The organism is Eikenella sp. NML120348, assembly GCF_001648435.1.
GTDB classification, from domain to species: Bacteria; Pseudomonadota; Gammaproteobacteria; order Burkholderiales; family Neisseriaceae; genus Eikenella; species Eikenella exigua.
This window is the reverse complement of record NZ_LXSP01000001.1, coordinates 44,997-71,992: the sequence shown is the minus strand read 5'-3', so window position 1 is coordinate 71,992 and position 26,996 is coordinate 44,997. Positions and strand designations below refer to the sequence as shown.

General features: G+C 56.9%; 30 protein-coding genes and 1 pseudogene. 20 read left to right on the top strand and 11 right to left on the bottom strand.

The genetic code is table 11. The features are described from left to right. Positions 1-35: 35 nt before the first annotated feature. Both A7P99_RS00340 and hemH read left to right on the top strand, forming a co-directional pair. Positions 36-2,426: a DNA translocase FtsK gene (locus tag A7P99_RS00340; protein ID WP_067446280.1), complete on the top strand. Its 2,391-nt coding sequence runs from the start codon at positions 36-38 to the stop codon at positions 2,424-2,426. Positions 2,427-2,483: 57 nt separating this feature from the next. Further along, positions 2,484-3,497, top strand: coding sequence for a ferrochelatase (gene hemH / locus A7P99_RS00335; protein ID WP_067446277.1), 1,014 nt, complete (start codon positions 2,484-2,486; stop codon positions 3,495-3,497). 54 nt (positions 3,498-3,551) lie between these two features. Here hemH and A7P99_RS10640 read toward each other — a convergent pair whose 3' ends face one another. Genes A7P99_RS10640 through ttcA form a run of 4 tightly spaced genes read right to left on the bottom strand, consistent with a single transcriptional unit; the run spans position 3,552 to position 5,694 of the window. Then, positions 3,552-3,653, bottom strand: coding sequence for a hypothetical protein (locus tag A7P99_RS10640; RefSeq protein WP_369799374.1), 102 nt, complete (start codon positions 3,651-3,653; stop codon positions 3,552-3,554). Then, positions 3,646-4,008 (bottom strand): DUF6678 family protein, encoded by a 363-nt coding sequence (locus A7P99_RS00330; RefSeq protein ID WP_153705629.1) that lies wholly within the window; start codon positions 4,006-4,008, stop codon positions 3,646-3,648. The genes A7P99_RS10640 and A7P99_RS00330 overlap by 8 nt, the downstream gene beginning before the upstream one ends. A gap of 59 nt (positions 4,009-4,067) precedes the next feature. After that, a complete protein-coding gene (locus A7P99_RS00325; protein WP_067527525.1) occupies positions 4,068-4,751 on the bottom strand; it encodes a CPBP family intramembrane glutamic endopeptidase in 684 nt (227 codons plus the stop codon). Beyond that, positions 4,741-5,694 carry a tRNA 2-thiocytidine(32) synthetase TtcA gene (gene ttcA / locus A7P99_RS00320; protein ID WP_067527523.1) on the bottom strand — a complete coding sequence of 318 codons (954 nt, stop codon included), beginning with the start codon at positions 5,692-5,694 and terminating at the stop codon, positions 4,741-4,743. Before ttcA ends, A7P99_RS00325 begins: the two co-directional genes overlap by 11 nt. Before the next feature lie 149 nt (positions 5,695-5,843). Here ttcA and A7P99_RS00315 point away from each other — a divergent pair, with 149 nt between their 5' ends. The 3 genes from A7P99_RS00315 to A7P99_RS00305 all read left to right on the top strand — a co-directional run bounded on the left by A7P99_RS00315 (position 5,844) and on the right by A7P99_RS00305 (position 8,195). Next, positions 5,844-6,299 (top strand): DUF4149 domain-containing protein, encoded by a 456-nt coding sequence (locus A7P99_RS00315; protein WP_067446265.1) that lies wholly within the window; start codon positions 5,844-5,846, stop codon positions 6,297-6,299. A gap of 122 nt (positions 6,300-6,421) precedes the next feature. Further along, positions 6,422-6,688, top strand: coding sequence for an accessory factor UbiK family protein (locus tag A7P99_RS00310; protein ID WP_067686170.1), 267 nt, complete (start codon positions 6,422-6,424; stop codon positions 6,686-6,688). A gap of 10 nt (positions 6,689-6,698) precedes the next feature. After that, entirely contained in the window at positions 6,699-8,195 is a 1,497-nt protein-coding gene (locus tag A7P99_RS00305) for a YifB family Mg chelatase-like AAA ATPase (protein WP_067686167.1), read from the top strand. A gap of 45 nt (positions 8,196-8,240) precedes the next feature. On the opposite strand, the gene A7P99_RS00300 is transcribed toward A7P99_RS00305, so the two are convergent. The 3 genes from A7P99_RS00300 to pcnB form a co-directional block, all read right to left on the bottom strand. Further along, positions 8,241-8,900: a deoxynucleoside kinase gene (locus A7P99_RS00300; RefSeq protein WP_067686164.1), complete on the bottom strand. Its 660-nt coding sequence runs from the start codon at positions 8,898-8,900 to the stop codon at positions 8,241-8,243. Positions 8,901-8,970: 70 nt separating this feature from the next. Beyond that, positions 8,971-9,465 (bottom strand): 2-amino-4-hydroxy-6-hydroxymethyldihydropteridine diphosphokinase, encoded by a 495-nt coding sequence (gene folK / locus A7P99_RS00295; RefSeq protein WP_067446252.1) that lies wholly within the window; start codon positions 9,463-9,465, stop codon positions 8,971-8,973. A 132-nt stretch (positions 9,466-9,597) separates the two neighbouring features. Next, positions 9,598-10,971 carry a polynucleotide adenylyltransferase PcnB gene (gene pcnB, locus A7P99_RS00290; RefSeq protein WP_067446250.1) on the bottom strand — a complete coding sequence of 458 codons (1,374 nt, stop codon included), beginning with the start codon at positions 10,969-10,971 and terminating at the stop codon, positions 9,598-9,600. A gap of 157 nt (positions 10,972-11,128) precedes the next feature. Here pcnB and A7P99_RS00285 point away from each other — a divergent pair, with 157 nt between their 5' ends. From A7P99_RS00285 to A7P99_RS10315, 7 genes are all read left to right on the top strand, one after another. After that, the gene (locus A7P99_RS00285; protein ID WP_003823186.1) at positions 11,129-11,314 is read left to right on the top strand and encodes a DUF3460 family protein; all 186 of its coding nucleotides are present in this window, start codon (positions 11,129-11,131) and stop codon (positions 11,312-11,314) included. 15 nt (positions 11,315-11,329) lie between these two features. Next, positions 11,330-12,022, top strand: a complete 693-nt coding sequence (locus A7P99_RS00280; RefSeq protein WP_067686161.1) for an O-methyltransferase — start codon at positions 11,330-11,332, stop codon at positions 12,020-12,022. A gap of 27 nt (positions 12,023-12,049) precedes the next feature. Beyond that, on the top strand, positions 12,050-12,679 hold the full coding sequence (locus A7P99_RS10635) for a tol-pal system YbgF family protein (RefSeq protein WP_369799377.1): 630 nt from the start codon (positions 12,050-12,052) through the stop codon (positions 12,677-12,679). Between the two features lie 74 nt (positions 12,680-12,753). Then, positions 12,754-13,260 carry an SH3 domain-containing protein gene (locus A7P99_RS00270; protein ID WP_067446241.1) on the top strand — a complete coding sequence of 169 codons (507 nt, stop codon included), beginning with the start codon at positions 12,754-12,756 and terminating at the stop codon, positions 13,258-13,260. A 236-nt stretch (positions 13,261-13,496) separates the two neighbouring features. Continuing rightward, positions 13,497-15,089 carry a bifunctional phosphoribosylaminoimidazolecarboxamide formyltransferase/IMP cyclohydrolase gene (gene purH / locus A7P99_RS00265; protein WP_067446239.1) on the top strand — a complete coding sequence of 531 codons (1,593 nt, stop codon included), beginning with the start codon at positions 13,497-13,499 and terminating at the stop codon, positions 15,087-15,089. 105 nt (positions 15,090-15,194) lie between these two features. Further along, positions 15,195-15,689: a hypothetical protein gene (locus tag A7P99_RS00260; RefSeq protein WP_067446237.1), complete on the top strand. Its 495-nt coding sequence runs from the start codon at positions 15,195-15,197 to the stop codon at positions 15,687-15,689. Positions 15,690-15,773: 84 nt separating this feature from the next. After that, on the top strand, positions 15,774-16,133 hold the full coding sequence (locus A7P99_RS10315) for a DUF6348 family protein (protein WP_231863688.1): 360 nt from the start codon (positions 15,774-15,776) through the stop codon (positions 16,131-16,133). A 354-nt stretch (positions 16,134-16,487) separates the two neighbouring features. Here A7P99_RS10315 and A7P99_RS00250 read toward each other — a convergent pair whose 3' ends face one another. Next, the gene (locus A7P99_RS00250; protein WP_067447318.1) at positions 16,488-17,183 is read right to left on the bottom strand and encodes a Bax inhibitor-1 family protein; all 696 of its coding nucleotides are present in this window, start codon (positions 17,181-17,183) and stop codon (positions 16,488-16,490) included. A gap of 204 nt (positions 17,184-17,387) precedes the next feature. Here A7P99_RS00250 and aroE point away from each other — a divergent pair, with 204 nt between their 5' ends. From aroE to A7P99_RS00225, 5 genes are all read left to right on the top strand, one after another. After that, entirely contained in the window at positions 17,388-18,203 is an 816-nt protein-coding gene (aroE, locus tag A7P99_RS00245; protein ID WP_082880663.1) for a shikimate dehydrogenase, read from the top strand. A 170-nt stretch (positions 18,204-18,373) separates the two neighbouring features. Next, positions 18,374-18,844: a preQ(1) synthase gene (gene queF, locus A7P99_RS00240; protein WP_064105635.1), complete on the top strand. Its 471-nt coding sequence runs from the start codon at positions 18,374-18,376 to the stop codon at positions 18,842-18,844. Between the two features lie 391 nt (positions 18,845-19,235). Beyond that, positions 19,236-19,679, top strand: a complete 444-nt coding sequence (locus A7P99_RS00235) for a hypothetical protein (RefSeq protein WP_067446234.1) — start codon at positions 19,236-19,238, stop codon at positions 19,677-19,679. A 122-nt stretch (positions 19,680-19,801) separates the two neighbouring features. Further along, a complete protein-coding gene (locus A7P99_RS00230) occupies positions 19,802-20,521 on the top strand; it encodes a 7-cyano-7-deazaguanine/7-aminomethyl-7-deazaguanine transporter (protein ID WP_067438517.1) in 720 nt (239 codons plus the stop codon). A 212-nt stretch (positions 20,522-20,733) separates the two neighbouring features. After that, positions 20,734-21,411: a M48 family metallopeptidase gene (locus A7P99_RS00225; RefSeq protein ID WP_067446231.1), complete on the top strand. Its 678-nt coding sequence runs from the start codon at positions 20,734-20,736 to the stop codon at positions 21,409-21,411. 529 nt (positions 21,412-21,940) lie between these two features. On the opposite strand, the pseudogene A7P99_RS10310 reads toward A7P99_RS00225, so the two are convergent. From A7P99_RS10310 to A7P99_RS00215, 3 genes and pseudogenes are all read right to left on the bottom strand, one after another. Then, positions 21,941-22,117 (bottom strand): annotated as a pseudogene (locus A7P99_RS10310) (peptide chain release factor-like protein); the annotation flags it as partial. A 163-nt stretch (positions 22,118-22,280) separates the two neighbouring features. Further along, the gene (locus A7P99_RS00220) at positions 22,281-23,129 is read right to left on the bottom strand and encodes an RtcB family protein (protein WP_231863686.1); all 849 of its coding nucleotides are present in this window, start codon (positions 23,127-23,129) and stop codon (positions 22,281-22,283) included. Between the two features lie 450 nt (positions 23,130-23,579). After that, positions 23,580-23,936, bottom strand: coding sequence for a hypothetical protein (locus tag A7P99_RS00215; RefSeq protein WP_067438504.1), 357 nt, complete (start codon positions 23,934-23,936; stop codon positions 23,580-23,582). Positions 23,937-24,459: 523 nt separating this feature from the next. Between A7P99_RS00215 and folP the strand changes: the two genes are divergently transcribed. The 3 genes from folP to pyrC all read left to right on the top strand — a co-directional run bounded on the left by folP (position 24,460) and on the right by pyrC (position 26,808). Beyond that, the gene (gene folP, locus A7P99_RS00210; RefSeq protein ID WP_067686158.1) at positions 24,460-25,302 is read left to right on the top strand and encodes a dihydropteroate synthase; all 843 of its coding nucleotides are present in this window, start codon (positions 24,460-24,462) and stop codon (positions 25,300-25,302) included. 120 nt (positions 25,303-25,422) lie between these two features. Beyond that, positions 25,423-25,650 (top strand): sulfurtransferase TusA family protein, encoded by a 228-nt coding sequence (locus tag A7P99_RS00205; protein ID WP_067686156.1) that lies wholly within the window; start codon positions 25,423-25,425, stop codon positions 25,648-25,650. Positions 25,651-25,770: 120 nt separating this feature from the next. Next, positions 25,771-26,808, top strand: coding sequence for a dihydroorotase (gene pyrC / locus A7P99_RS00200; protein ID WP_067446221.1), 1,038 nt, complete (start codon positions 25,771-25,773; stop codon positions 26,806-26,808). Positions 26,809-26,996: the final 188 nt, after the last annotated feature.

The following is a 26,996-nucleotide window of genomic DNA, read 5'->3' as shown; positions in this document are numbered from 1 at the left end:
GGTAGCCCCTATCAGGCTGCCGGCAGTTGTGAAATATGAGCAAGAAACCTTCCCGTAAACCCGCCAAGCCGAAGCCAAACCGGCATAATCCCCCTTCCAAATCCGCGCGCCGGAGCCATATGCCTTCGGCGGCTACGGCGGCGTCACAATCCATTTCGCTGCTGGCGGATATGCTGTGGCTGTTGGTGCTGCTGTTTTCTGTGTGCCTGGCTTTGGCGCTGGCGAGCTTCACCATGGACGACCCGGCTTGGTCGCGCAGCATTCCCACCGATAATGAGCCGCACAATCTGGCCGGACTCGTGGGCGCATACACGGCGGATGTGGCCTATTATCTGTTCGGGCTGTCGGTGTGGTGGCTGCTGCTGGCGGCAGCGGTGTGGCTCTACCGCAATTTCCGCAGCGTGAAGCAGAGCAACAAGAAGCCGTATCACTTGGGCATGGGCTTGGGTGGAGCGGCGCTGTTGCTATTTGGCAGCCCGCTTTTGGAGGCAGCGGCCTGGTCGGCAGAATTGTATGACAGCCTGCCGATGGGCGCGGGCGGCTTAATCGGCCAATCGCTCGGCAGCGGCTTTATGCGGCTGCTGGGGGTTTCAGGTAGCCTGCTGGTGCAGGCAGTGCTGATTGTGGCGGGGCTGTCGCTGCTGTTGCAAGTATCGTGGCTCACGCTGCTGGAAAAAGCGGGGGCGCAGCTGGAATGGCTATGGTATCGGCTGATCCGCCAGCCGCACCAATTTGTGCGCGACATACCGAATGCGAAGTTTGCTCGCCGTATGGTGCGCGCGGCGAAAACCATCACCGCCGAAGAAGTGGCAACGGTGGAAGGCGCCAGCAGCAACCGCAAGCCGGTGGCGGTGCAGATTAACCAGCCTGCCAGCCAAGGGCTACCTGAAAAAGAAAAACCCGCGCCCGAGCGGCAAAAAGATTTGTTCGCCCCCAAACGGCAGGCTGAAGACGGCGAATATCTGCTGCCGGAATTGGATTTGCTCACGCGCCCGCAGGAGCACAAGCCGGAAATCAATCCCGAAGCCCTGCAGCACATGGCCGAGCGCATCGAGGCCAAGCTGGCCGAGTTCGGCATTCAGGTAACCGTGGTAAGCGCCACCGCCGGGCCGGTGATCACGCGTTTTGAAATCGAGCCGGCGCAGGGTGTGAAAGGCAGCCAGATTACCAACCTTGCCAAAGATTTGGCGCGTTCGCTTTCCATGCAGTCGGTGCGCGTGGTGGAAACCATTTCTGGCAAGAGCACCATGGGCATCGAAGTGCCGAACGAGAAGCGGCAGGAAGTGCTGCTGCGCGAAATCCTGTCCTCGCCAGTGTTTGCCGCCGCACTGTCCAAGCTCACCGTGGCCTTGGGCAAAGATATTGCCGGGCAGCCGGTGGTGGCCGATTTGGGCAAAATGCCGCACCTGCTGGTGGGCGGTATGACCGGCTCGGGCAAATCAGTGGGCGTGAACGCCATGATTATGTCGATACTGTATAAGGCCGCGCCGGATGAGGTGCGCTTTATCATGATCGACCCGAAAATGCTGGAACTTTCCGTGTATGAAGGCATTCCGCACCTGCTCTGCCCGGTGGTAACCGATATGCGCGAGGCCGGGCAGGCGCTCAATTGGTGTGTGGCCGAAATGGAAAAACGCTACCGCCTGCTCGCCCATGCCGGCGTGCGCAACCTGGCCGGCTTCAACCAAAAAGTGGCCGAGGCCGCCGCTTCCGGCAAGCCCCTGCCCAATCCCTTCAGCCCCAATCCCGACGAGCCCGAGCCGCTGCAAAAACTGCCCTATATCGTGATTGTGATTGATGAACTGGCCGACTTGATGATGACCGAGAAAAAGGCGGTGGAAACGCAAATCGCCCGCCTGGCACAAAAAGCCCGCGCTGCAGGTATGCACCTGATTGTGGCTACCCAGCGACCCAGCGTAGACGTGGTAACCGGCCTGATTAAAGCCAACATCCCCACCCGTATGGCCTTCACTGTGCAAAGCCGCATCGACAGCCGCACCATCCTCGACCAAATGGGCGCGGAAGACCTGCTCAAATACGGCGACCTTTTATTCCTCCAGCCTGGCAGCGCCGAGCCCGTGCGCCTGCAAGGCGCGTTTGTAAGCGACCACGAAGTGCACGAAGTGGCCTCCTTCGCCAAACGCCAGCAAAGCGCCAACTACATCGAAGGCCTACTTTCCGGCGAAGCCGCGCAGGAAACCGTAAACGCCGTCAGCCCCAATGCCGCCGGCGACGAAATGTTCGACCAAGCCGTCGCCTTTATTCTGGAAAGCCGCAAAACCTCCATCTCCTCGCTGCAACGCCAACTGCGCATCGGTTACAACCGAGCCGCCAACCTGATGCAGGCTTTGGAAGACGCGGGCATCGTTTCCCCCGCCGATGTGAGTGGAGCGCGTAAAATATTGGCAAGGAAGGATGACTTATAGAAATATTGGAGCCGATGTTTTCAGGTAACCTCCAATAAAAACACCCAAGGAGCCCCCATGCCCCACTTCCAACCCGAGCCGCCACACGGCGGCCGGCAGCAAGCTCGAGTTGGCATTCTTCTGGTCAACCTCGGCACGCCCGCTGCGCCCACACCCGAAGCCATGCGCCATTTCTTGCGCGAATTCTTGTCCGACCCGCGCGTGGTCGAGCTGCCACGCTTGTTGTGGCAGCCGCTGCTGCACGGCATCATCCTGCCCTTCCGTGCAAAAAAAAGCGCACATAGCTACCGCCAGATCTGGCAAAGAGAAGGCTCTCCGCTGGCTGTGTTCACAGCCAAACAGGCTGCCGCCCTGCAAGCCGAGCTGCCGCAAGTGCTGGTGGGACACGCCATGTCCTACGGCGTGCCTGCCGTGGCCGATGCTATCGCCGTCATGAAAGCCCAAGGGGTAGACCGCTTGCTCGCCATCCCCCTCTATCCGCAATACGCTGCCAGCAGCAGTGGCGCCGCGCTGGATAAGGTGTTGAGCGTATTGCTCCAACAGCGCAACCAAATCAGTCTGCGCACCATCAGCCGCTTCTACAACCACCCCAGTTACATCCAAGCCATGGCTGCACATATCCGCGCTTACTGGCGGCTGCACGGCCGCGGCCAACGCATCCTGTTCAGCTTTAATGCCATCCCCAAAGCCGCCGTGCAGCAGGGCGACCCTTACGAGGCCGAATGCCATGCCAGCGCAGAAATGCTGGCTAAAGCCCTGCAGCTCACCACCCAAGAATGGTATATCGCCTTCCAAAGCCACTTTGGCCGCAACCGCTGGATAGGTCCTGCCACCACCGATTTGCTCACCGAACTGCCTGCCAAACACAACATCCGCGAGCTCGACATTTTCTGCCCAGGCTTCGTGAGCGACTGCCCGGAATCCCTAGAAGAGCTCGCGATAAAAGGATGCGAACAATTCCACGAAGCCGGCGGCCAAACCTTCCGCTTCATCCCCTGCCTCAACGACAACCCCATCTTCATCGAGGCTCTGGCCGATATTGCACAGGAAAACCTGGGTGGCTGGGTGTAGCGTGAGGCTACCTGAAACACTTTCAGGTAGCCTGTATCTTTGCTTTTCTGGCACTCAAGCTTTCAGGTAGCCATATACCGTGAAGCAAAACTCGCCCTCCACATATGGAATGGCAAACCGATCCAATATCGCGCGGATACCCTCGCTATTATCCACGATTTCCCGCGACGATTTCCCGCGCAATCAGGTGCCCGCGAAACACCGAGCGCAATTTCCGAATTTTCACCCATTCAATATCGAACATCGAATAAAAATGCTCATTGCCCCAATCGCCTATCGCTACCGTCGTTTCAGCTATGGCTTGCTCAACCTCCACTTCCGATATTTCGTCAAACAAATACTTGATTTCATAGGCCGGCGCATTTTCCCACTCATCCATTGCCTCACACAGCTCCCGCCATTTGGTGTTATTCATCGCGCCCACCAGTCTGTTTTGCTGCACAAATTCACGCACGCGGCGGCGGTAGCGTTCTTGTTTGCTTTTGAGCTCCGCCCATTCGTCTGTTGGCATCGCCATCTCCATCAGGCTACCCGAAAATCAAACTGCTTTCAGGTAGCCTTTCCCCATTCTTACTCAAACAACACCCCAGCCAAGCCCAATGCATTGTTTGCCATATGAATCAAAACCGGGTATTTCAAATCTCTGGTGTGCAGATAGGCCGTGCCGAGTACCAAGCCCATGGCGAAATACAGCAGAAAATCGTAATGTACCGGCGGGCTGTGCAGGCTGCCGAAGATGAAGGCAGACAGCACCAGCAACAGCCAGCGTTTGCCGCGGTTTTCTACGCTGCCGAAGCTTTGGAAAAAAATGCCACGCAGCAGCAGCTCTTCCAAAACCGGCGCAAACAGCACGATATAGGCCGCCATCGTCAGCGGGGCACGTTGCAGCATTTCCATAATGATGAGCTGGTTTTGCAGGTTGTCCACGCTGCTTTCTACGCCCAGCGCGGCCATCAGCATTTCGTAGAGCGGGTTGATGGCCAGCATCAGCACAATATAGCCCGCCGCCCACAGCAGTTTTTTGCCGGAAAACCGGCTTTTCCAATTATGGAAATAACCGTCTGCCTGCTTAAGGTAGAGCTGCAGGTATAGCCCGCACATGGCTACGGCGGCAACCGTAAACAGCAGTGCGGCCACAATTTGGGCAGCCATGCTCCTGCCCAGGCCGCCGAGCAGCCAGGCCAATATCGGCAGCACCTGCGTCAGCATCAGCAGGGGAATAAACTGTAAGAGTGAAATGAATTTATCCCGCACCGCAGCCTCCGGTTTTCGGCTTGCTGCCCAAGATATTAATCACTTTGCGTGCGGGTTTTTCAGGTAGCCCTTCGTCTTCGTCGTCGCGCGGGGCGTTAAAGGAAACGGTTTCGCTGTCGAAGGCCAAATCGCCGCCGTGTTTCAGGGTCTGACCACGTTGCAAACCGGCAAAATCAAACAGTTCGGTATCGGCCAAATGCGAGGGCACCACGTTTTGCAGCGCGGAAAACATACTTTCGATGCGGCCGGGGAAACGTTTGTCCCAGTCTTTCAGCATTTCGCTCACTACCTGCCGCTGCAGATTGGGCTGCGAGCCGCACAGGTTGCAGGGAATAATGGGGAACTGCTTGATTTCGGCGTATTTGATCAAATCCTTTTCTTTCACATAGGCCAGCGGGCGGATCACGATGTGTTCACCGTTGTCGCTCACCAGCTTGGGCGGCATGGCTTTGAGTTTGCCACCGTAGAACATGTTTAAAAACAGGGTGGCGAGGATGTCGTCTCGGTGGTGGCCGAGCGCGATTTTGGTGCAGCCCAGCTCTTTGGCCGTGCGGTACAAAATTCCGCGCCGCAGGCGGCTGCACAACGAGCAGGTGGTTTTGCCTTCATCGAGCACGCGCTTCACGGTGGAATAGGTGTCTTCTTCCACAATTTTGAACGGCACGCCTATAGAAGTCAGATACTCCGGCAACACATGTTCGGGAAAGCCGGGCTGTTTTTGGTCGAGATTCACCGCCACCAGCTCGAAATTGATCGGCGCGGAGGCTTGCAGGTGGCACAGGATGTCTAAAAGGGCGTAGCTGTCTTTGCCGCCGGAGAGGCAGACCATGACTTTGTCGCCCTCTTCAATCATATTGAAATCGTTAATCGCTTGGCCCACGGCGTGGCGCAGGCGTTTGTGCAGTTTGTTGGCTTCGTGTTCGTGTTTGGGCTTATTGGACATAATGGTGTGTCGGCAACGTAAAGTGCGGGATTGTAACGCAATGTAGGCTGATTTTATAGCAGGTAAAGTATCGGCCCGGCAGCTGAAAGTATGCAAAGAATACGGTACACTGCGTTTCGTTTTAAACAAAAAGCAGAGAAAGGAAACGAATGTTTGCAAATCGAGTGTTGGCCCTGTTGGCCGCCGTGTGGTTTGGCGCGTATCTTTTGGCCGGCTACGGCGTGGCGCCGCTATTGTTCCAATCTCTGCCCAAAGAGCAGGCCGGCAACCTGGCCGGTACGCTGTTTAGCGCGGTAAACTATATCGGGTTGTTTGTGTGGGCCATCCTTTATTTGGCCGGCCTCTCGGCGCAGCAGCGCAGCTACGGCCAACGCAGCAAACTCAGCTCGCGCATCGTCGCCCTCACTTGGCTGCTGCTGGCCATCTCGCAATTTGCGCTGGTGCCGCTTATCCGTGCCCTCCGCGGCGGGCAGACGCATTGGCTCTCCAACCTGCTCGGTGGAGAGCTCTCTTTCTGGCACAGCATGTCCAGCAGCCTGTATGTGCTCATCAGCCTGCTCGGCCTGTTTTTAATCATGCGCCTGCTGCGTTTCGAGTGGCAATAAATCTGGCTGAAAAGGCTACCTGAAAGTTTAGCCGCGTTTCAGGTAGCCTTTACTGCTTGCCGCCCTATTCCCGCACTTATACAATGCGCCCATCCCAACCCTTCAAAAATAAAGGAAACCCCATGTTGGCCAAACAAATCCTCGACGAACTCGCCGGGAAAATCGGCAGCGCCATTGCCGAAAGCCCGGTGAAAGACGTGGAAAAAAATGTGAAAACCCTGCTCGGCAGCACATTCAGCAAGCTCGATTTGGTAACGAGCGAAGAATTCGACATCCAACAGCAGATGCTCATCAAAACCCGCGAAAAACTGGCCGCCTTAGAAGCGCGCCTGGCCAAGCTAGAAGCCGCCGCTCCAGCCGCCCTGCCCAACCCTTCTGAACAGCAATAGGAAGCGCGGCATGAGTTTGGCGGTGGTATACAGCCGGGCGCTCAGCGGCATGGCCGCGCCCTTGGTGGAAGTGGAAGCCCACTTGGCCAACGGCCTGCCTGCATTCAATATTGTCGGCCTGCCCGATACCGAAGTGAAAGAAAGCCGCGACCGCGTGCGCGCCGCCATCATCCAAAGCGGCTTCGACTTCCCCGCCAAAAAAATCACTGTCAACCTTGCCCCGGCAGATCTGCCCAAAGAATCCGGCCGTTTCGATCTGCCGATTGCCGTGGGCATCCTCGTAGCCTCCGGCCAAATCGCCATTTCGCCCGAAGAATTGGCGCAATACGAACTGGCCGGTGAGCTGGCCTTGTCCAGCCTGCTGCGCCCGGTGCGCGGTGCGCTGGCCATGGTGTGGCAGAGCACGCAGGCGCGGCGTCGTTTTATTTTGCCGCAAGAGAGCGCCGAGCAGGCCGCGCTGATTGAACGCGCCGAAGTATTGGCTGCCGAAAGCCTGGTGGCCGTGGCCGCCCACCTCAACGGCATCGCCGCCCTGCCCCGCTGCCAAGCCCGTGCTGAAGCGGCCGAAGAAGCGCCCTATCCCGACCTGCAAGACGTAAAAGGCCAGCACACCGCGCGGCTCGCGCTCGAAATTGCCGCTGCCGGCGGCCACAGCATCCTGATGAGCGGCCCGCCCGGCACCGGCAAATCCATGCTGGCGCAACGCCTGCCCGGCATCCTGCCGCCGCTCTCCGACGACGAAATCACCGAAACCTGGGCGCTGCGCTCGCTGCTGCCCCAGCAGCACAGTTTCTCCCGCCGCCGCCCCTTCCGTTCGCCGCACCACAGCGCCAGCGCCGCCGCCATGGTGGGCGGCGGTTCCGACCCCAAGCCCGGCGAAATTTCCCTGGCGCACAACGGCGTATTGTTTCTCGACGAATTGCCAGAATTCGACCGCAAGGTGCTGGAAATGCTGCGCGAACCGCTGGAAAACGGCCTTATCCACATTTCCCGCGCCAGCCGCCAAGCCACCTATCCCGCCCGCTTCCAGCTGGTGGCTGCCATGAATCCCTGCCCCTGCGGCTACCTCGGCCACCCCGCCAAACCCTGCCGCTGCACGCCCGAAAGTATTGCCCGTTATCGCGGCAAAATTTCCGGCCCGCTTCTGGACAGGATTGATTTGATTATTGAAGTGCCCGCCCTCTCCGCCGCCGAGCTCACTCAAGCCACACCCGGCGAACCCAGCGCTGCCGTACGGGAACGCGTGCTGGCCGCGCGCGAACGCCAACAGCAGCGGCAAGGCAAAAGCAATGCCTTGCTCAACGTAACCGAGCTGGATGAGCTGTCCGCCATCGAGCCCAAAGCCAAAGCCGCCCTCTCTGCCGTGCTGGAAAAACTTTCACTTTCCGCCCGCAGTTACCACCGCATCCTGCGCATCGCCCGTACCCTGGCCGACTTGGCCGGCAGCGACACCGTAAACCAACGCCACGTAATGCAGGCCGTGAGCTTCCGCCGCACCCCGTCTTAAAATAAGGCTACCTGAAACATTTCAGGTAGCCTTTACCATTCCGCCCTAGCGTTCGCTCAAGTTCAAATAATGCCGGCTGCCGCGCATATTGGCGATGGCGTGCAGCAGCAGTTGGAAGTGGTCGGGGTTGTTCACAAAATCCAGCTCTTCGGTATTGGCAATCAGCAGCGGGGCGCGGTCGTAGAGGTAGAAATAGCGGTGGTATTCCTCGTGCACCTGCTGCAGGTAGCCGGGCGGGAACAAATTGATGTGGTTGTCGCCACGGCTGCGCAGCTGCGCTTCAGCGGCACCGGCGCTGGTTTGCAGGTAAATCACCAAATCTGGCACGGGAATTTCGGGCATGATTTTTTGCTTGAGCTGCCAATACAGCATCTGCTCGTCTTCGCGCAGGATGGTGGGCACGAAAATCTGGTCTTTTTCCAATAAGAAATCGCTCACCACACGCTGCATACTGTGGTTGGCATTGCCGATTTCGTCGGCGGCGGCGATGAGGTTGAGCGTTTCGGTGCGGCGCAGCAGGAAGTAGAGCTCGGCGGCCAGGCCGTGGTTGGCGGCATTGAGGTAGAACTGCTCCAAAAACTGGTTCTGCTCGGGCTGCTCGCTGATGAGGGTGCAGCCGAAATGCTCGGCCAGCTTGCGGCTGAGCGGGGATTTGCCGCTGCCGATGGGGCCTTCCACAACGATGTAGCGGTAGTCTGCCTGCATGGTTTCTCCTTGGAATGTTTCAGGTAGCCTTTCGGGGGTCAGGCAGCCTTCCAAAGGCTACCTGAAAAATTTAACTCTCTGTTTCATCTAAACGTTGCACGCCTTCATTGCCCAGCGTGGCGGCTAGCTCGGCAGCGGTGGCGGTTTGGCCGGGCAGGATGTGCTGCGGGGCGATTTCGGCCAGGGGAATCATCACGAAGCCGCGCTGATGGGCGCGCGGGTGCGGCAGCTGCAAGGCGGGGCTGTCGATCATTTGGCCGGCGTAGTCGATTAAGTCCAAATCCAGCGTGCGCGGGGCATTGCGGAAGCTGCGCACGCGGCCGGCGGCGGCTTCGGTTTGGTGTAACAGCGCGAGCAGTTCGGCAGCGGGCAAATCGGTAGACAGCAGTGCCACGGCGTTGATGAAGTCGGGCTGGTCAGCATAGTCCACCGGCGCGGTGCGGTAAAACGAGGAAGCGGCCAACACCTGCACTTGCGGATGCGCGGCCAGCGCGGCCAGGGCGTTTTGCAGCTGGGAAACGGGCTGTTCGAGGTTGCTGCCCAAGGCAATAATGGCTTGCTTCATCTGGCGTTTTTAATCATGGAGTGATTGGAGTTTAGGCTACTTGAAAACGGAGTGGTCGGGATTTTCAGGTAGCCTTTGAATGAGGTGTCGGATTCGAGGATCCGACCTACGGCTGCTTCAACCCAATGCCGCTTATTCAACCATGTCCTTATCTGCCGCGCCTGTTTTCTTCTTGCGCCGGCGGCGGCGTTTTTTGGCTGGGGCATCGCCGCTGTCAGGGCGTTGTTCGGCGGCTTGAATCATCTGCTTGCGCTGTTCTTCATCGGCTTCTTGGAAAGCTGTCCACCAGTCGGCAATGCCCTGCTCCACTTCGCCGGCGCGGGCGCGCAGCAGCAGGAAATCGTAGGCGGCGCGGAAGCGGGGCTGGGCAAGCAGGCGGAAGGGACGGGCGCCGCGCCGGTATTCAAATTGGGGCTGGAGCTGCCAGATTTCGCGCATCGAGGCGGTGAAGCGGTGCGGCACGCCCCAACCTTTCTCCATGTGGGCGCGGGTTTCGGCTACGGCGGCGCTGAGTGCGGGCATGGTTCTGAGCCCGCTATTCTGAGCGCGCTGCCAGGCCTCGCGCACCTGCGGCCACAATACGGCGGCCAGCACAAAGCCCACCGATACGCCTTGGTCGGCACGCAGGCGGCTGTCGGTGCTGTTGAGGGCAAGCGCCACGATGCCGCGCCCTTGGTTTTCAGGTAGCCTTTCCAAGGCGCAGGCAAGCAGGGGGTGCACGCTTTGGCCGTCCATGCCCAGGGCCTGCATCTGTTTGAGGCAGTCGATGGCTGCGCCGGAAAACAAGAGTTTCATCACTTCGTCGAACAGGCGCGCCAGCGGTTCTTTGGGCAACAGGTGCAGGCATTCGGCAATCGGCGCGGCGGTGTCGGGGGCTACCTGAAAACCGAGTTTGCCGGAAAGCCGGGCGGCGCGCAGCATGCGTACCGGGTCTTCCTGATAGCGCGCGCAAGCGTCGCCGATCATCACCAGGCGTTTGGCGCGGATGTCGGCCACGCCGTGGTGGAAATCGGTGATTTCCCCACGTGCGGGGTTGTAATACAGGGCGTTGCAGGTGAAATCGCGGCGGGCGGCGTCTTGCTCCATGCTGCCGTAGCTGTTGTCTTGCATGATACGGCCGTGTTCGTTTTGCCGCGCGGGGCGGCTGCCGCCGCGGAAGGTGGTGACTTCAATCGTTTCCGGCCCCACCATCACATGCACAATCTGAAAGCGGCGGCCGATGATGCGGCTGCGGCGGAATACTTTGCGCACTTCTTCAGGGCGGGCGTTGGTGGCCACGTCGAAATCTTTCGGCTCGATGCCCAAGAGCAAATCGCGCACCGCGCCGCCCACCACATAAGCCTCAAACCCGGCCTGCTGCAACCGCGACACCACCTTTTCCGCCGCATAGCTGATCCCGTTCGGCGTGATGCCGTGTTCGTTTTGCGGCAGCACCTGTTTGTGTGAATGTGTTGCGGCGGCTTCAGGTTTGCCCGGCAGGATTTTGCGCAGCCATCTAGTCAGCATAGGGGGTATTCTCTTCTTGTTTTTCAGGTAGCCTGCGGCGTGCGCGCAGGCGCGTGCTTAAGATAAAGTGCGCAGTATAACCTTTCGCCGCAACGGCTGCCAAACCAAGCGCTTTCCGTTATAATCGCCGCTACCCCGCACCACAGGAAAACACACCATGTATAACTACCAATCCGACGCCACCCAGTTCCTGCAAAAATACATCGAAGAACACCCCGAAGAGCAAGAACGCCGCCTCCAAAACCGCGGCCTGTTGTGGGATGTGGAGCTCAACCCCGAAGAGCAGGCCGATTTCGCCGCCGGCAAAGTCGCCAAAAAACCCTACACCTACTATTCCTACTAAACCCCGCGCCGCGCCATGACCGCAGCCACCGACCATCTGCCCCCCGGCCTTGCAGGCTACCTGAAAAGCATCAACCCGCCCGAAGCAGAAGTGTTGCAACGCCTGCGCCAAACCACCGCGCAGCACCGTATTGGCAAAATGCACCTGGCCGCCGAGCAAGCCCAGCTCCTCGCCTTTCTCGTGCAGCTCATCCGCGCCGAACGCTGCCTAGAAATCGGCGTGTTCACCGGCTACAGCAGCACCGCCGTCGCCCTCGCCCTGCCCGAACACGGCCGCCTCACCGCCTGCGACATCAACATCACCTACACCAACACCGCGCGTCGCTTCTGGCGCGAAGCCGGCGTGGAGCACAAAATTGAGCTCCACCTCCAGCCTGCCCTCATCACACTCGACCAACTCATCCAGCAAGGCCGCAGCGGCAGCTACGATTTCGCCCTTATCGATGCCGACAAACCGCCCACCGCCCACTACTACGAACGCTGCCTCACCCTGCTGCGCCCCGGCGGCCTCATCGCCATCGACAACCTCCTGCTCGGCGGCCGCGTGTATCAGGCAAACGCCGAGTCCGCTCCCGAATCTATCGAGCGCATCCGCGCCTTCAACCAATCCCTGCAAACCGACTCCCGCGTAGCCGCCCTCACCCTACCCCTGGGCGACGGCCTCACCCTGCTGCGCAAACGTTATCCCGAGGAAACCCCATGCGCCTAATCATCCCCGCCGCCCTCTGCGGCCTCGCTGCTTGTACCGCTCTCCCCCCCCACACGACCATCCGCCACCGGCAGCCCCCAACCCTCGCAGCGCATCGTAACCGAACTTACCGCCCACAACCAGCAAATCAGCCAGCTGCAACAACAAATTGTCGAACTACGCGGCCAAATTAGCGAACTGCAACAACGCCAGCAGCAGCTCGCTCAGCTCCTCGATGCTCGAGCCGCCTCCCGCCGCAGCACCAGCCACAGCAGTGCCGAGCCTGTCACCACTCCTGCTGAAAACCCGCAAGAGCAAGCCTATCAACAAGCCCTGCAACTCTATCGCAGCGGCCTCTACAGCCAGGCCCTACAGCAGCTGCGCTTCGCCGAACGCAGCGGCAGCGGCGGCCGCACCGAGCAAAACGCCCTCTTCCTGCTCATGCAGAGCCACGAAAAACTGCGCAACTGCGAATCCGTCATCCTCACCGGCCAACGCTTCGCCGCCCGCTTCGCCGCCAACCCCAAAGCCGCCGAGGCCCTTTACAGTGTCGGCCACTGCCAATGGGGCATGCAGCAGCGAGACATCGCCCGCGCCACCTGGCGCAAGCTGATGCAAACCTACCCCAATAGCCCAGCCGCCCGCCGCGCTAATCAACGTATCCAAAACAACCGTTGATGAATGAGGTTACCTGAAATTTCAGGTAACCCCTTGCCCGCCGGGCTTTTAAGCCCAAACAGAAGCCCTTCCAAATGAAAACCTTCCTAGCCGCCCTACTCACCGCCGCCGGCCTGTCTGCCCAAGCTGCAGACTACTTCCTGCCCCACATCGAAGCCGACGGCACGGCAAACGTCCGCACCGCGCCCAATGCCAACAGCAGAATCCTCGCCAGGCTGGATTACCGCAGCGCACAACGCGAAATCCTCAGCAGGCAGGGCAATTGGTACCACATCCGCCTAGATGGCCGGCGCATCGGATTTGTGCACCAAAACCAGGGCTTTATTGTGCAAAACTACATTGTCGCCAGCCCTAACGGCTCGGCAAATGTCCACAGCATCCACCCTGGCTACCCAACTAGCAGAGCCCCAATCATCAAAACGCTACCCAACGGCACACGCGTGCAAATTGTTCCGGGTTTGAGCAAAGACAACTGGCTGCTATACGACAACCAGGGCGCATACACCGAAAAAGACGAATACGGCAACGATGCCGTATTCCAAGGCTATATCCACAAAAGCCAGCTGCGGCGTGTAAATTAACAGCCCTCCTCATATAGTGGATTAACAAAAATCGGGACAAGGCGGCGAGCCGAGGACAGTACAATCAGTACGACAAGGCGAACCAACGCCATACCGGTTTTTGTTAATCCACTACATGAAATGCCTGCCATAAAGGCTACCTGAAATTTAGCTTCGCAGAAACTTTACTTCTTTCGGAAGCTCCGTTTTCAGGTAGCCTCTCCCCTTCCCACCAGCTACCACAAAAGGACTCCCCCATGCCTTCCATCAAACGTGCCCTCATCAGCCTGTCCGATAAAAACGGCGCAGTCGAATTTGCCCAAGCCCTGCATAAACTCAGTGTCGAAATCCTCTCCACCGGCGGCACAGCGAAGCTGCTTGCCGATGCGGGCATTCCCGTGATCGAAGTATCCGACTACACCGGTTTCCCCGAAATGCTCGATGGCCGCGTGAAAACCCTGCATCCGAAAATCCATGGCGGCATCCTCGGCCGACGCGATTTGCTTGATCACGTTGCCACCATGGAAGAACATGACATCGGCAATATCGACCTGGTGTGCGTGAACCTCTACCCTTTCGCCGCCACCATCGCCAAGCCCGACTGCACGCTGGAAGATGCGATTGAAAACATCGACATCGGCGGCCCGACCATGGTGCGCTCCGCCGCGAAAAACTGGAAACACGTCGCCATCATTACCGACACCGCCGACTTCCCCGCCATCGCCGCCGAAATGGAAGCCAACGGCGGCGCGTTGAGCGACAAAACCCGTTTTAACCTGTCGCGCAAGGCGTTCAGCCACACCGCCCAATACGACAGCATAATTTCCAACTACTTAACCTCGCTTTCAGACGACGTGTTGAGCGGCACGCCCGAAATCGGTGAATTCCCGAGCCAGTTCAACCAAAGCTGGATTAAAGTTCAAGACATGCGCTACGGCGAAAACCCGCACCAACGCGCCGCGTTTTACCGCGATGTGTACCCCGCCGCAGGCAGCCTCGCCGCCTACAAACAACTGCAAGGCAAAGAATTGTCGTATAACAACATCGCCGATGCCGATGCCGCTTGGGAAGCCGTCAAATCCTTCGACGCACCCGCCTGCGTGATTGTGAAACACGCCAATCCGTGCGGTGTTGCCGTTGCAGCCGATACATTGACCGCCTACAAACTCGCCTACGCCACCGACACCACCAGCGCGTTCGGCGGCATCATCGCCTTCAACCGCGAAGTGGACGGCGCAACCGTGAAACAGATTACCGACAACCAGTTTATGGAAGTCCTCATGGCGCCGAAGTTCACCGCCGAAGCCCTCGAAATCGCCGCCGCCAAGAAAAACGTGCGCGTATTGCAAATTTCTCTAACAACCCCGCTCGAAGCAGGCGCGAACCGCTTCGAACTCAAACGCGTCGGCGGCGGACTGCTGGTACAAACGCCCGACATTCACCGCATCAGCCGCACCGATTTGAAAGTCGTCTCCAAACGCCAACCGACCGAGCAGGAATGGAACGATTTGCTGTTCGTCTGGAACGTCGCCAAATACGTCAAATCCAACGCCATTGTATTCGGCAAAGGCGGTCAAACCTACGGCATTGGTGCAGGCCAAATGAGCCGCGTGGACAGCACCCGCATCGCCGCCCGCAAAGCGCAGGACGCAGGCCTAGACTTAAACGGCGCATGCGCCGCCTCCGACGCCTTCTTCCCCTTCCGCGACGGCGTGGACGTGATTGCCGAACAGGGCATCAAAGCCATCATCCATCCCGCAGGCTCGATGCGCGATCAGGAAGTCTTCGATGCGGCGGACGAACACGACATCGCCATGGTGGTAACGGACGTGCGGCATTTCAGGCATTAAGCTTTTCCGTATGGCAAAGGCTACCTGAAAGTTTCAGGTAGCCTTTTATATAACTGATATAATGAAGAAACATTGTTTCAGCCCACAATTATTAGGAGAAGCAATATGCAAAAATATATTTTGACCACCCTATTGCTTGCCTGCGCCACAACAGCTGGGGCAGACAATTTCCGCCCACAAAAACTGGCCTTGATCCATAGCCTATATGTACCCTATCAAAACGGCAATACCATTCATGCACATCCGGAACGCCATTTTTCCGCCGATCTACAGGCTGTATACCAAGAAGACAAACAGCATACACCACCGAACGAAGTCGGCTGCATCGATTACGACCCGATTATTGCCGGGCAGGATTGGGATCAAGCCAGCCTAAACCGGACACTGAACATCCGGCCACTGGCCAACGGCCGAATCGAAGCCGTATTTCAGCAGTTTCCCGGCGATTTCTCGGCCACCCAAGTGCAATTCGTACTGCAATGCAGCCCAAACGGCCGCTGTCTGGTCGACGACATCTACTCCGCCACGCCAGGACACCACTTGGTTTCATTCAAACGCAGCGTACGGCGCTGTATTAGCGAAATGACCAAACAGCACTAAGGCTACACCAAACTTTGTTAGAATCGATAACAACATAGCCCCTACCAACCACCATATTTTTCAGGTAGCCTCAAGAGCAAACTCATGGAACCTCAAGAACTCGATACCCTAAACCTCAACGAAGCCCTTGCCGAAATCCTGCAAGCCCACGGCTATGCCTGCCAAACGCGGAGCGACAAAATCCTGCCCGATTTCGCCGTGCCCGTGCAGCTCGAAACCTGGGCGTTTCCGCACCAACACGGCAACGGTGCGATGGTGAGCCGTTTTGATGTCGGCATTACCCTGCCCGACGGGCGCGAACTCTACGAATGCTGCGACGGCATCGGCGAAAACCTGGAGGACTCCCTCTCGCGCAACCTACACAACTTCTGCACCAACAACCTGCACATTTTGCTCGATGCGTTCAATACCGGTGAAAACCTTGCCCACACGAAATCTGGATAAGCTGCAACGGTGAAAGTTTTCAAGCAATTCTGGGTTACTGGGTGACCAAAGGCGCCAGTGATAGTGGTATGGCAAACCATGAAAACGCAATACCATTAATCCACTTTTTTATGCCCAAGCCGAAAACGAAACACTGAATGCAGAGTTTATGATAGACAACCAAGACAATGCCGCTGCCGAGAAACAGCTTGCCCAATTCCCCTAGCCGCGCAAAGAAGCCTATTACAGCATATGGTGGTGCATCATGCTCAAGCCGTTGGCTTCAGCGTAATAACGTTGAGCTATATATTTTTCCATAACAAAAGGCTACCTGAAATTTTTCAGGTAGCCTTTATCCAATCTACTTAAAGCGACTTAGTCTTCACCGGCAAATGCCAACAGCAGGCGCAGCAGGCTGACGAAGATGTTGTAGATGGCAACAAACAAAGTCAGCGCGGCACTAATGTGGCTGTCTTCACCGCCTTCAATGATCACGCGCACCTGCCACATAATCAGCACAGAGCTCACGATCACAAACAGGGCGGATACGGTGAGCGAGAGCGCGGGAATCTGCAGGAAGAAGCTGGCAACCATGGCAATAACGGCCACCACGAAACCCACGCTAACGAAGCGGGCGATGCTGTTGGTTTGGAAGGTGGGCGATTTGGCCATGGCTGCCATGCTCAGAAATACGGCGGCAGTCATGACGGCGGCAATGCCGATGAGTTCTATGCCGTTGGAAAGCGCCAGGCTGTAGTTCAAAATCGGACCCAGCGTGAAGCCCAGGCCGAAAGTGAGCACCATCAGCAGGGCAGCACCCACATTGCTGTGGCGGTTTTTCTCGATTAGAAAGCTAATGCCGTAGAAAAAGGCGAAGAAAATGCCCACAGCAATCCAATAGTTGCCGGTAAAGCTGAACAGGCTCAGACCGGTGGCCATGGCGACGAATGCGCCGGCAGCCGCCGGAAGAAACGAGAGCCCGAGTAAGCCGTAGGTTTTACGCAAAATGGTGCTTTGTGCGGAAACGCTGCTGCCCACGTCGGTGTAATCGTAAACATTGCGTGGTTGCATGTGGAAAAACTCCTCTTGAATATCAAATAAAAAAGAAACGAATATTGATTGTAGCAGCAAATACGCCGTTTGCAAAAAATTCAGCCGGCCGCTGCTGCCTGCTTCGGCAGTCAAACAGTAAGATGGGGCGACATGGCAGATTTGCAAGCGTTGAGGCATATATTTGGCTATAATTCAGCACTTTTCTTTTCTCTGCTGCACACCATGCCTGCTTCCCATTACGCCGTTTTCGGCAACCCCGTGGCTCACAGCCGCTCACCAACTATCCACCAAATGTTTGCCGCCCAAGAAGGCGTGACCATCAAATATGAACGATTGCTGGCCGAACCGAGCTGCTTCGCCCAAACTGCCGCCGCCTTTTTCGCTGCGGGCGGCGTGGGCGCAAACGTAACTGTGCCTTTCAAAACCGATGCCTATGCCTGGGCAGACAGCCTTTCCGAGCGCGCCCGCGCCGCCGGCGCAGCCAACACGCTGATTAGGCAGGGGAACAGCCAAATCCACGCCGACAACACCGATGGCTTCGGCTTGGTGGCCGATATTGGCCGCAACTTTCAGGTAGCCCTAGCCGGCAAGCGCATCCTCCTCATCGGCGCCTGCGGTGCAGCGCGCGGCGTGATTCTGCCTCTGCTCGAATGCCGCCCAGCCAGTCTCACTATTGCTAACCGCACCGCTGCCAAAGCGCAAGAGCTGGCTGCCATTTTCGGCATCCGTGCCGCCGAGGTGGGCGAGCTGCCTGCCGCCGGTTTCGATATTATTATCAACGCTACCTCCGGTAGTCTGAGTGGCCAAGTGCCCGCCATTGCCCCTGCCGTGTTTGCCCAATGCGAACTCGCCTACGATATGGCCTACGGCCGCGAGCCCACCGCCTTTATGCGCTTCGCCGCCGAAGCAGGCGCACGGCAGAGCGCCGACGGCTTGGGCATGCTGGTGGAGCAAGCCGCCGAATCCTACCGCCTCTGGCGCGGTTTTTCCCCAAAAACCGCGCCCGTACTCGCAGCCCTGCGCGCCGGAGAGATTTAGCGCAAACCTGCCAAAGGCTACCTGAAATTTTGGCCTTGCAGAAACTCAGCTTCCTTTGGAAACTTCGTTGAAGCTGCGCTTTCAGGTAGCCTAAAAATCCTTTATAATCCGCTCCTTTTTTCCAAACCGCGGTTCGCAACCCTCCCGCGTTACCAAAACTAAGGACTCCCATGCGCAACAAAGAAGAGCTCAGCGGCCTTTCCCTGCTGGGCAACACCGGCACGCAATATCCCTCAACCTACGCCCCCGAAATCCTCGAAGCGTTCGACAACAAACACCCCGGCAACGATTACTTCGTCAAATTCGTCTGCCCCGAATTCACCAGCCTGTGCCCGCTTACCGGCCAGCCCGATTTCGCCACCATCCTCATCCGCTATATCCCCGACATCAAAATGGTGGAAAGCAAATCGCTCAAACTCTACCTCTTCAGCTTCCGCAACCATGGCGACTTTCATGAAGACTGCATCAACATCATCATGAAAGACCTCATCAAACTGATGAACCCGAAATACATCGAAGTGTTCGGCGAATTCACCCCGCGCGGCGGCATCGCTATTCATCCGTTCGCCAACTATGGCCGCCCCGGCACGCCGTTCGAGCAAATGGCGCGCGAGCGGCTATTTACACACGATATGCAGTAAGCCTGCGAGCTACCTGAAACCCATGTCGATTGCTGAGATTAAAAACCGTGCCGTCTCTCTTCCCCCGCTGGATAACGCAGCACTGGCCGTCGAAATCTGCCGGCTGAAACAGCACAGTACAGCATTGCTAGCCTGTATTGCATTTTACAAGCCAACCGCCGCATCAGCCTGAACAAAGCCAACCAGCTCACCCTCTCCCTGCCGGTTGTCAGCAATCAAAAGAAAGCCGCTTTTGAACAGGTCTACCGCATCATGCAGACAGAATTTGAACAAGAAACATAGCGGCAATATTTTTCAGGTAGCCTATACTGGTTTACTAACCTCACTTTTTCCTTTGAAACCAGTGGCAAAATTAAATTATCCCATCCACTAATTAAGAAAATTCAGCATAATGAATCAATTCATCCGTTTCCAACAAATTACTAGTGATAATGACTTACTGGAATGGGAAATTATCGCATCAAATAACCAGTCCACATTCTGTACGAAGATTTATACTGGCAAAAAGAACTGTATATCCATCTTGAACGATCTCCGCACCTTGAGTAAACAACTTAATGGAATTTATGATTTACGATTAGGTGGTTTGGGGGAAGAGTATGCAGGAGGAGCTTTCGCTGCACGATTACACTTTTCAGAAATTTATCATAGTAGATTATTTATTAAAATATATTTAGAAACTGAGTATTTTAGGTTCAAATCCAGAATGGTTGGCAGCATGGCAACAATGTATTTTGTAACAGAACCGGGTTTATTCAATACTTTCATCACCCAATTTTCCGGTATGCTAAATGAGTTTCGTGATGATGCAATATTGCCTTGCATTGAATTTTGAGCCTATTAATATTAATTAATTATATAATTTAAAACTCGATATTTTTAGCCAGTTTCCAACCCCCGCGCGGTTCGCAACCCTCCCGCGTAGATTTTTATCTAAACCAAAACTAAGGACCATTCATGCAAAACTATCGCTTTACCCCCGCCCAACAGCAGCAAGCCCTCCGTTGGCTCATTTTCTTCCACATCCTGGTGATTGCCGCCAGCAACTATCTCGTGCAGTTTCCCTTCAGCGTCACCCTGCCCAACGGCTTCGAAGTGCATTCCACCTGGGGCGCGCTCAGTTTCCCCTTCATCTTCCTCGCCACCGATTTAACCGTGCGCATCTTCGGCCAAAGCCTCGCCCGACGCATTATCTTCTTCGTTATGTTCCCCGCCTTGCTCGTTTCTTATGCCTTTTCCGTGCTGTTTCAAGAAGGCGCGTGGACAGGCTGGAGCGCGCTTGCTGTGTTCGTGATGCCCGTGTTCCGCATCGCCCTGGCCAGCTTTGCCGCCTATGCCGTGGGCCAAATCCTCGATATTGTCGTGTTCAACCGCCTGCGCCAGCTGAAATCCTGGTGGATTGCCCCCACCGCCTCCACCTTCGCCGGCAACGCCGTGGATACCGTGCTTTTCTTCTCCATCGCCTTCGCCGGCAGCAGCGATGCCTTTATGGCCGCCAACTGGCCGCACATCGCCTTTGTTGATTACTTGTTCAAACTCGTGATCGGCACACTCTTCTTCCTGCCCGCCTACGGCCTCATCCTCAACATCCTCACCCGCAAGCTCACCACTTTGCACCAAGCTGTTGTCACCGAAGCCGTATCCGCCCAGCCGGAAGCCGCCGGTCAATCCAATTAAACTTTCAGGTAGCCTTTTGTTTGCTCAAAGGCTACCTGAAACTAAAACCGTAGGCCGGGCATTCATGCCAAATAGCAGTTTTAGGCACAAATATCGGGCATAAGCTTACCAGCCATCGGCTGGTGTAGCTGTACCAGCATAAATATTTTCAGGTAGCCTTAGGCTACCTGAAACCATATAAATCAAACCCCAAAGCCGACCTGAAGTCTACCATGCCCCTCCTCACCCACACCCTCGCCAACGGCCACACCATCCAGCTCCACCTCAGCCGCCGTGCCAAGAAAAACATTATCCTGCGGGCGCACAGCGAACATAGCCTGCGGCTCAGCATTCCTCCGCAGCTAAGCCTACCCGAGTTGCGCCGCTGGCTACAACATAACGAAACTGCCCTGCAGCAAATGCTCCGGCGCCGCCCCACCCCGTCCGCTGCCCCCAGCCACCTCTGGCTCTATGGCCAGCCGCACCAACTGCAATCCCACGCCCAAGCCGCCGTCCAAATCCAGCCCGGCCGTATCCTCTTGCCCGCAGCCGAATGGCCGCAACAGCAAGCCCTCCTGTGCCAACACCTCCAGCCGCTGGCCGAAGCCTACCTTCTCCCCCGCCTCGCCACACACGCCCAGCGCCTGCAACTCATTCCCGAGCACACCGCCCTCAGCCGCGCCAAAACCTTCTGGGGCGTATGCCGCCGCCGCAATATCCGCCTCAACTGGCGGCTCGTCGGCGCACCCGAATACGTGGCCGACTACGTCTGCGTGCACGAACTCTGCCACCTGCGCCACCCCAACCACAGCCCAGCCTTTTGGGCAGAAGTCGAACAACACTCTCCGCACCGACCCGCCGCTACCGCCTGGCTCAAACAGCACGGCCGCGAGTTGTTCCTACTGGGCTAAAACAATTTCAGGTAGCCTTTCCGTTGCTGGACGCGCAAAGTGCGCGGAAACACACACATGCGGTTTTAATACTCAGACAACAGCCCGCCTGCCCACGCCCCCACGACAACCAACCGTTTTCAGGTAGCCTTTCCCTTTGCGGGGTGCATAGGTATGTGCGGAACCACACGCACGCGGTTTGAAACATCGGGCGACAGCGCGCATGCCTGCGGCAAAACCCTACACACCGCTCAAACAACACGGCATCGCCATACCGGCTGCCAATGTGCCGAATAAGGAAACGCTACCTGAAAACCTGTAGGTCGGATTCTTGAATCCGACTTCCCGAATGGCGGCCTATCCACCAGATACGGCTATTTAAACCACAAAGGCTACCTGAAATTTAAGGTAGCCTTTCCCATTGCCCGCGCCGTCAAGCCTGTTCGCGGAAATCTTCCCCCTTAAATACCCGTCTCGGGTTGCCGCGCTCCACTTGATAGAGTAATTTGTGTGCATCGGCGGCGTGTTGGCGCAGGGCGGTTTAGTGGTGTTCGGCCAGTTTGAGCGCGAGCAGCCTCAGTGTGCGTTTTTTGTTGGCGTGCTGACCGCATTCGCTCTCGGCACGCACGGCGATGCCGCTAGCGAGGTGGACTGCGCGCACGGCGGAGTCGGTTTTGTTCACGTGCTGCCCGCCTTTGCTGCTGGCACGGTAGGTTTGGAATTCGATGCCTTCGTCTCTGCCGGCAGCGCGGAAATCTCAAATAAACTAAACACGCCGATATACCAGTTTTGCATGGGTGCTGCCACACGGTATCGGGGTCGAGGTACACGCCGAGGCTGGAGAGCTGCGGATCTTCGGCGAAATCTTGGCGGCTGTCGAGCCGAGTGGGCTAGTTCGGGTCGGCGTAATAGACGAGCAACAGCGGCGTATGGCGGTATTTGGCGATGGCGGGCTGGCTACAGTTGCAGCGGGCTGGGCTGAGGTCGGGCGCTTGGAAGTGGCGATACCCGGGCCAGTAGTAGTTATGGCATTGCGGCAGGCAGTATTTGCTGCCGTCGAGAAAGCGCACCATCTGCAGAGGGAGGCGGTGGCGACGGTGTTGCGGATACACAGTGTCGATGTCGTATGAACTGTACACCTGCTTATCGGCTTCGGGGCTGTTTTCAGGTAACCCTTGGTGGCCGTGCGCCTCCACATGGCGGCGCAAAACCTGCTGGCCGAGCCCGCGCGAGCCGCTGTGCACGAGCAGTTGCAGGCAGCCTGTATCGAAGCTTTCAGGTAGCCTCTCGGGGCGGTAAACGGTATCTACGGTTTGCAGTTCGGCAAAATGGTTGCCGCCGCCGATGGTACCTAAGGCTACCTGAAAAGGATGCTGCGGCAAGATTTCGTTAATCCGCTCCTGCCAGCTTTCATCCAGCGGCGCATCGATGCTGCCGAGCTGTTTGGCCAATTTGGCGGGTTTGGCTTTGTGTGCGGGCAAATCGGTTTGCCACAGCGCCATACCGCAGCCGATGTCGTTGCCGATGAGCGCGGGATAAAAACAGCCGAAGCTAAAAAATGCCGCGCCGACGGGATAGCCGCGCCCGGCGTGCAAATCGGGCATACCGGCCACCCGGCGCATCTGTGGCAGGCAGGCGGTGTTTTGGAACTGTTGGATGGCGTTGCCTTCAATCCAGGTATTTGAACCGGCTATTAAAACAATGTTTTCAGAAATGATTTGGGGATTTTGTGTGCCCATAATGTACTTTCTTGCGGCGGATAAATCCGTTTGCGCACAGCTCTGCCACAAACGTGCACATACAGTGGAGACAGGTTGAAACAGCAAGTAAATTCATCTGCAGAGTGCAAACGGCAGGTGCGGCAAAGCAGCGCATTAAATACAGTTTACAAAATAGGAAGAAAGCAACCCGAAGCGGGTGGCACAAAAAAAGGAATAGCCTCAGGCTTCTGAGCTGCAAAGAGTTGAGAGTTGAACGGAGGATTGAAGCGTACGGCATGATAAACTCCTTTCTTTGCAGTGATGAATGAATAATTGAAAACCTGTGCGTGGTAGCGGTCGATACCGGCTACGGCAAGTGCATAATAGAAAAGGTGCATAGGTCATTGTATTTTTCCCGCACCATGCCCTGTGTAGCAAACAATAAAAACCGGCTGTCTGGTAATAGACAGCCGGTTTCGAATATTGCAATTAGCCCAAGTTGCGTTCGGCGTTAATCAGAGAACGGCGAGCCAAAGCCAAGTTAGCTTTGCTTCTGTCCAGCACAGAGTACAAAAACAGACCGTCATGACGGGGCAGCGGACGCAGCAGGTGATATTGGGTACCCAGGGTCATCAAAACGTCTTCTACTTCATCCTTCAAACCAAGCATTTGCATGGTTTTCTTTTTGGCACGGATTACTTCTGTGTTACCTGCGGCGGCAATTTCCAAATCGATTGAGGGGCTACCGCCACCGGCCAACAACATACCGCTGGAGTAATCCACTACTGCGGCAGCCAGGGCGCCATCCACGTTCAACATTTCCGCTACGGTTTTATCGTAATTCATTTTCGACAAGATCTCCACAAAAACAAAATAAAAACAAATAATTTAAAGATTCCCGAAACCAATTCATACTCTCTACTTTGTAACTCAGGAAGGCTTGGCAGGCCTTATTATCCAAACAACATCACCTGCTTCTATTAGTTGGCTGGACTAGGCAGCTGGCTGTATAAAGCTTCTCCACTACCCTCAACGCTGAATCGCAGTATATGCCTTTTACTTTTCAAAGTAAATATTAACACCGACAGATATTGTATGCATTTGATGCACAGCAACTTCTGGCACCCACACCCAAGTGCCATGATATTTTTGTTTCTTAATCCCATAAGGCCAAAAATATCCGCGCCCTAGCCACCGCTAAACACTGTTCAAGCTGACTATTTTTTCACTGCATAATATCATTTTTTTCAGCTATTTTCGTTTCAAACACACCGCACTAATCCTATTTCCACTACCTAGCACAACAAAGAAGACCTTTTCTCAGCGCAGGCTTATAATTCTGTTTTCCCTCTTTTTCAGGTAGCCTCACATGACACAACCCACCTGGCAAGCCGGGCGTTTCCGCATCGATTTATCCACGCCCAAAATCATGGGCATCATCAACCTCACCCCCGATTCCTTCTCCGACGGCGGCACATACTCCCGCAGTAGCAGCGCCGCCCTCGCCCATGCCGAACGCCTGCTCGCCGAAGGCGCACACATTCTCGATATCGGCGGCGAATCCACCCGCCCCGGTGCCGACCACGTTTCCCCCGAAGAAGAATGGGCACGACTGCAACCTATCGTGAGCGAAATCATCAAATGGAACGTCCCGCTCAGCGTGGACACCCGCCGCACCGCCATCATGCAACGCCTGCTCGGCAAGGGCCTGGCCGACATCATCAACGACGTATCCGCCCTGGAAGACAGCGGCGCCATCGAACTGCTCGCCGCCTACCCCAACTCCGGCATCTGCCTAATGCACATGCAGGGCCTGCCCGAAACCATGCAAAACAACCCGCAATACCAAAACGTAGTAAGCGAAGTGGCGGGCTACCTGAAAGCCCGTGCCCAAGCCTGCCAAGCCGCTGGCATCTGCTCCGAACGCATCGTGCTCGATCCCGGCTTCGGCTTCGGCAAAACCCTCCAGCACAACACCCAACTCATGCGCCACCTGCCCGATTTGCAAGCACAAACCGGCCTGCCCCTACTCATCGGCGTATCGCGCAAACGCATGATCGGCGAAATCACCGGTGAGGCCGACCCCGCCCAACGCATCCACGGCAGCGTTACCGCCGCCATAGCCGCCACCGAACGCGGCGCCGCCATCCTGCGCGTGCACGACGTGAAAGCCACCGCCGACGCGTTGAAAGTGTGGCAGGCTTTGCACTAGGCTGTTGCCACATTAAAAAGGCTACCTGAAAATTCAGGTAGCTTTTTTCACCACAGGCTCAGTCCACACCCCACTTTCCGCTATAATCCACTCCCACCCAACCATATAGAAACCACCATCATGTCCCCCACCCTGAAGCTCGACCTCAGCGGCCTCAAATGCCCTTTGCCCATCCTCCGCGCCAAAAAAGCGCTGGCCACTTTGAAAGCCGGGCAGATACTCTCCGTGCGCGCCACCGACCCCGGTGCCCCCGACGACTTCGCCGCCTTCTGCCGCCAAACCGGCCACCAGCTGCTCGCTTCCAGCACTGATAACGGCGTGTTCGTTTTGGTGATCCAACACAAATAGCCCGGCTTCACCGCAATATCGTTTTAACCAACCTTGCAACACAGTTTCAGGTAGCCTAATCCGCCCGGCATCCAAAGGCTACCTGAAAATATAACGCTCCAAATCACGAAAGCCCCCACCATGCAAACCCTCACCCTCCTCCGCCCCGACGACATGCACCTGCACCTGCGCGACGGCGACACCCTGCGCCACGTTTTGCCGCACACCGCCCGCCAGATGGGCCGTGCCGTAATCATGCCCAACCTCAAGCCCCCGGTGATTAGCGTGGCCGATGCCTTGGCCTACCGCGAACGCATCCTCGCCGCCCTGCCCGCCGGCAGCCGCTTCCAACCGCTGATGACGCTCTATCTCACCGACCACGCCACCCCCGCCCTGGTGCGGGAAGCCAAAGCCGCCGGCATCGTTGCCTTCAAACTCTATCCCGCCGGCGCCACCACCAATTCCGACAGCGGCGTAACCGACCTGTTCAAACTCCTGCCCGTGCTCGAAGAAATCGCCGCCCAAGATATGCGCTTCCTGGTACATGGCGAAGTAACCGATCCCGCCATCGATATTTTCGACCGCGAAGCCGCATTCATCGAGCGCATCCTCCTGCCCGTGCTGAATAAAGTGCCCGGCCTCAAAACCGTGTTCGAGCACATCACCACCGCCGAAGCCGCCCGCTTCGTGTGCCAAAGCGGCGAAAACCTCGCCGCCAGCGTTACCCCGCAGCACCTGCTGCTCAACCGCAACGACCTCTTGGTGGGCGGCATGCACCCGCACCACTACTGCCTGCCCGTGCTCAAACGCGAAAGCCACCGCCAAGCCCTGCTCGAAGCCGTATCCGGCACACAATCGCACAAATTCTTCCTCGGCACCGACTCCGCGCCGCACCCGCAACACGCCAAGGAAAACGCCTGCGGCTGCGCCGGCATGTTCAGCGCCGCCACCGCCATCGAGCTCTACGCCGAAGCCTTCGAGCAAATCGGCGCGCTCGGCAAACTCGAAGCCTTCGCTTCGAAAAACGGCGCCCGCTTCTACGGCCTGCCCGAAAACACCGATACCATCACCTTGGTGAAACAAGCGCAAATCGTGCCCAACAGCTTCCCCATCGGCAACGGCGGCAACCTCGTCCCCATGCGCGCCGGCGGCAGCGTGGCTTGGACGATGCAATCGTAAGCCCCGCCCGCTCTGATTTTGATACAAAAAGGCTACCTGAAAATAAGCGGAGCGAATTTCTGCAACGCTCACATTTTCAGGTAGCCTTTTTCATGTATAACAAGTAGCCCAAACTAATGGAAATAGCCTGGATAATGTTGGGTTTACAACCCAACCTACCTGCTTCCACCCGCTTACCTTTCTTCACA

Bases quoted from the DNA above. Each gene is read 5' to 3' on its own strand.
- A7P99_RS00340 (WP_067446280.1), top strand. From the start codon at position 36: ATGAGCAAGAAACCTTCCCGTAAACCCGCCAAGCCGAAGCCAAACCGG.
- hemH (WP_067446277.1), top strand. From the start codon at position 2,484: ATGCCCCACTTCCAACCCGAGCCGCCACACGGCGGCCGGCAGCAAGCT.
- A7P99_RS00330 (WP_153705629.1), bottom strand. From the start codon at position 4,008: ATGCCAACAGACGAATGGGCGGAGCTCAAAAGCAAACAAGAACGCTAC.
- ttcA (WP_067527523.1), bottom strand. From the start codon at position 5,694: ATGTCCAATAAGCCCAAACACGAACACGAAGCCAACAAACTGCACAAA.
- A7P99_RS00315 (WP_067446265.1), top strand. From the start codon at position 5,844: ATGTTTGCAAATCGAGTGTTGGCCCTGTTGGCCGCCGTGTGGTTTGGC.
- A7P99_RS00310 (WP_067686170.1), top strand. From the start codon at position 6,422: ATGTTGGCCAAACAAATCCTCGACGAACTCGCCGGGAAAATCGGCAGC.
- A7P99_RS00305 (WP_067686167.1), top strand. From the start codon at position 6,699: ATGAGTTTGGCGGTGGTATACAGCCGGGCGCTCAGCGGCATGGCCGCG.
- A7P99_RS00300 (WP_067686164.1), bottom strand. From the start codon at position 8,900: ATGCAGGCAGACTACCGCTACATCGTTGTGGAAGGCCCCATCGGCAGC.
- folK (WP_067446252.1), bottom strand. From the start codon at position 9,465: ATGAAGCAAGCCATTATTGCCTTGGGCAGCAACCTCGAACAGCCCGTT.
- pcnB (WP_067446250.1), bottom strand. From the start codon at position 10,971: ATGCTGACTAGATGGCTGCGCAAAATCCTGCCGGGCAAACCTGAAGCC.
- A7P99_RS00285 (WP_003823186.1), top strand. From the start codon at position 11,129: ATGTATAACTACCAATCCGACGCCACCCAGTTCCTGCAAAAATACATC.
- A7P99_RS00280 (WP_067686161.1), top strand. From the start codon at position 11,330: ATGACCGCAGCCACCGACCATCTGCCCCCCGGCCTTGCAGGCTACCTG.
- A7P99_RS00270 (WP_067446241.1), top strand. From the start codon at position 12,754: ATGAAAACCTTCCTAGCCGCCCTACTCACCGCCGCCGGCCTGTCTGCC.
- purH (WP_067446239.1), top strand. From the start codon at position 13,497: ATGCCTTCCATCAAACGTGCCCTCATCAGCCTGTCCGATAAAAACGGC.
- A7P99_RS00260 (WP_067446237.1), top strand. From the start codon at position 15,195: ATGCAAAAATATATTTTGACCACCCTATTGCTTGCCTGCGCCACAACA.
- A7P99_RS10315 (WP_231863688.1), top strand. From the start codon at position 15,774: ATGGAACCTCAAGAACTCGATACCCTAAACCTCAACGAAGCCCTTGCC.
- A7P99_RS00250 (WP_067447318.1), bottom strand. From the start codon at position 17,183: ATGCAACCACGCAATGTTTACGATTACACCGACGTGGGCAGCAGCGTT.
- aroE (WP_082880663.1), top strand. From the start codon at position 17,388: ATGCCTGCTTCCCATTACGCCGTTTTCGGCAACCCCGTGGCTCACAGC.
- queF (WP_064105635.1), top strand. From the start codon at position 18,374: ATGCGCAACAAAGAAGAGCTCAGCGGCCTTTCCCTGCTGGGCAACACC.
- A7P99_RS00235 (WP_067446234.1), top strand. From the start codon at position 19,236: ATGAATCAATTCATCCGTTTCCAACAAATTACTAGTGATAATGACTTA.
- A7P99_RS00230 (WP_067438517.1), top strand. From the start codon at position 19,802: ATGCAAAACTATCGCTTTACCCCCGCCCAACAGCAGCAAGCCCTCCGT.
- A7P99_RS00225 (WP_067446231.1), top strand. From the start codon at position 20,734: ATGCCCCTCCTCACCCACACCCTCGCCAACGGCCACACCATCCAGCTC.
- A7P99_RS00220 (WP_231863686.1), bottom strand. From the start codon at position 23,129: ATGGGCACACAAAATCCCCAAATCATTTCTGAAAACATTGTTTTAATA.
- A7P99_RS00215 (WP_067438504.1), bottom strand. From the start codon at position 23,936: ATGAATTACGATAAAACCGTAGCGGAAATGTTGAACGTGGATGGCGCC.
- folP (WP_067686158.1), top strand. From the start codon at position 24,460: ATGACACAACCCACCTGGCAAGCCGGGCGTTTCCGCATCGATTTATCC.
- A7P99_RS00205 (WP_067686156.1), top strand. From the start codon at position 25,423: ATGTCCCCCACCCTGAAGCTCGACCTCAGCGGCCTCAAATGCCCTTTG.
- pyrC (WP_067446221.1), top strand. From the start codon at position 25,771: ATGCAAACCCTCACCCTCCTCCGCCCCGACGACATGCACCTGCACCTG.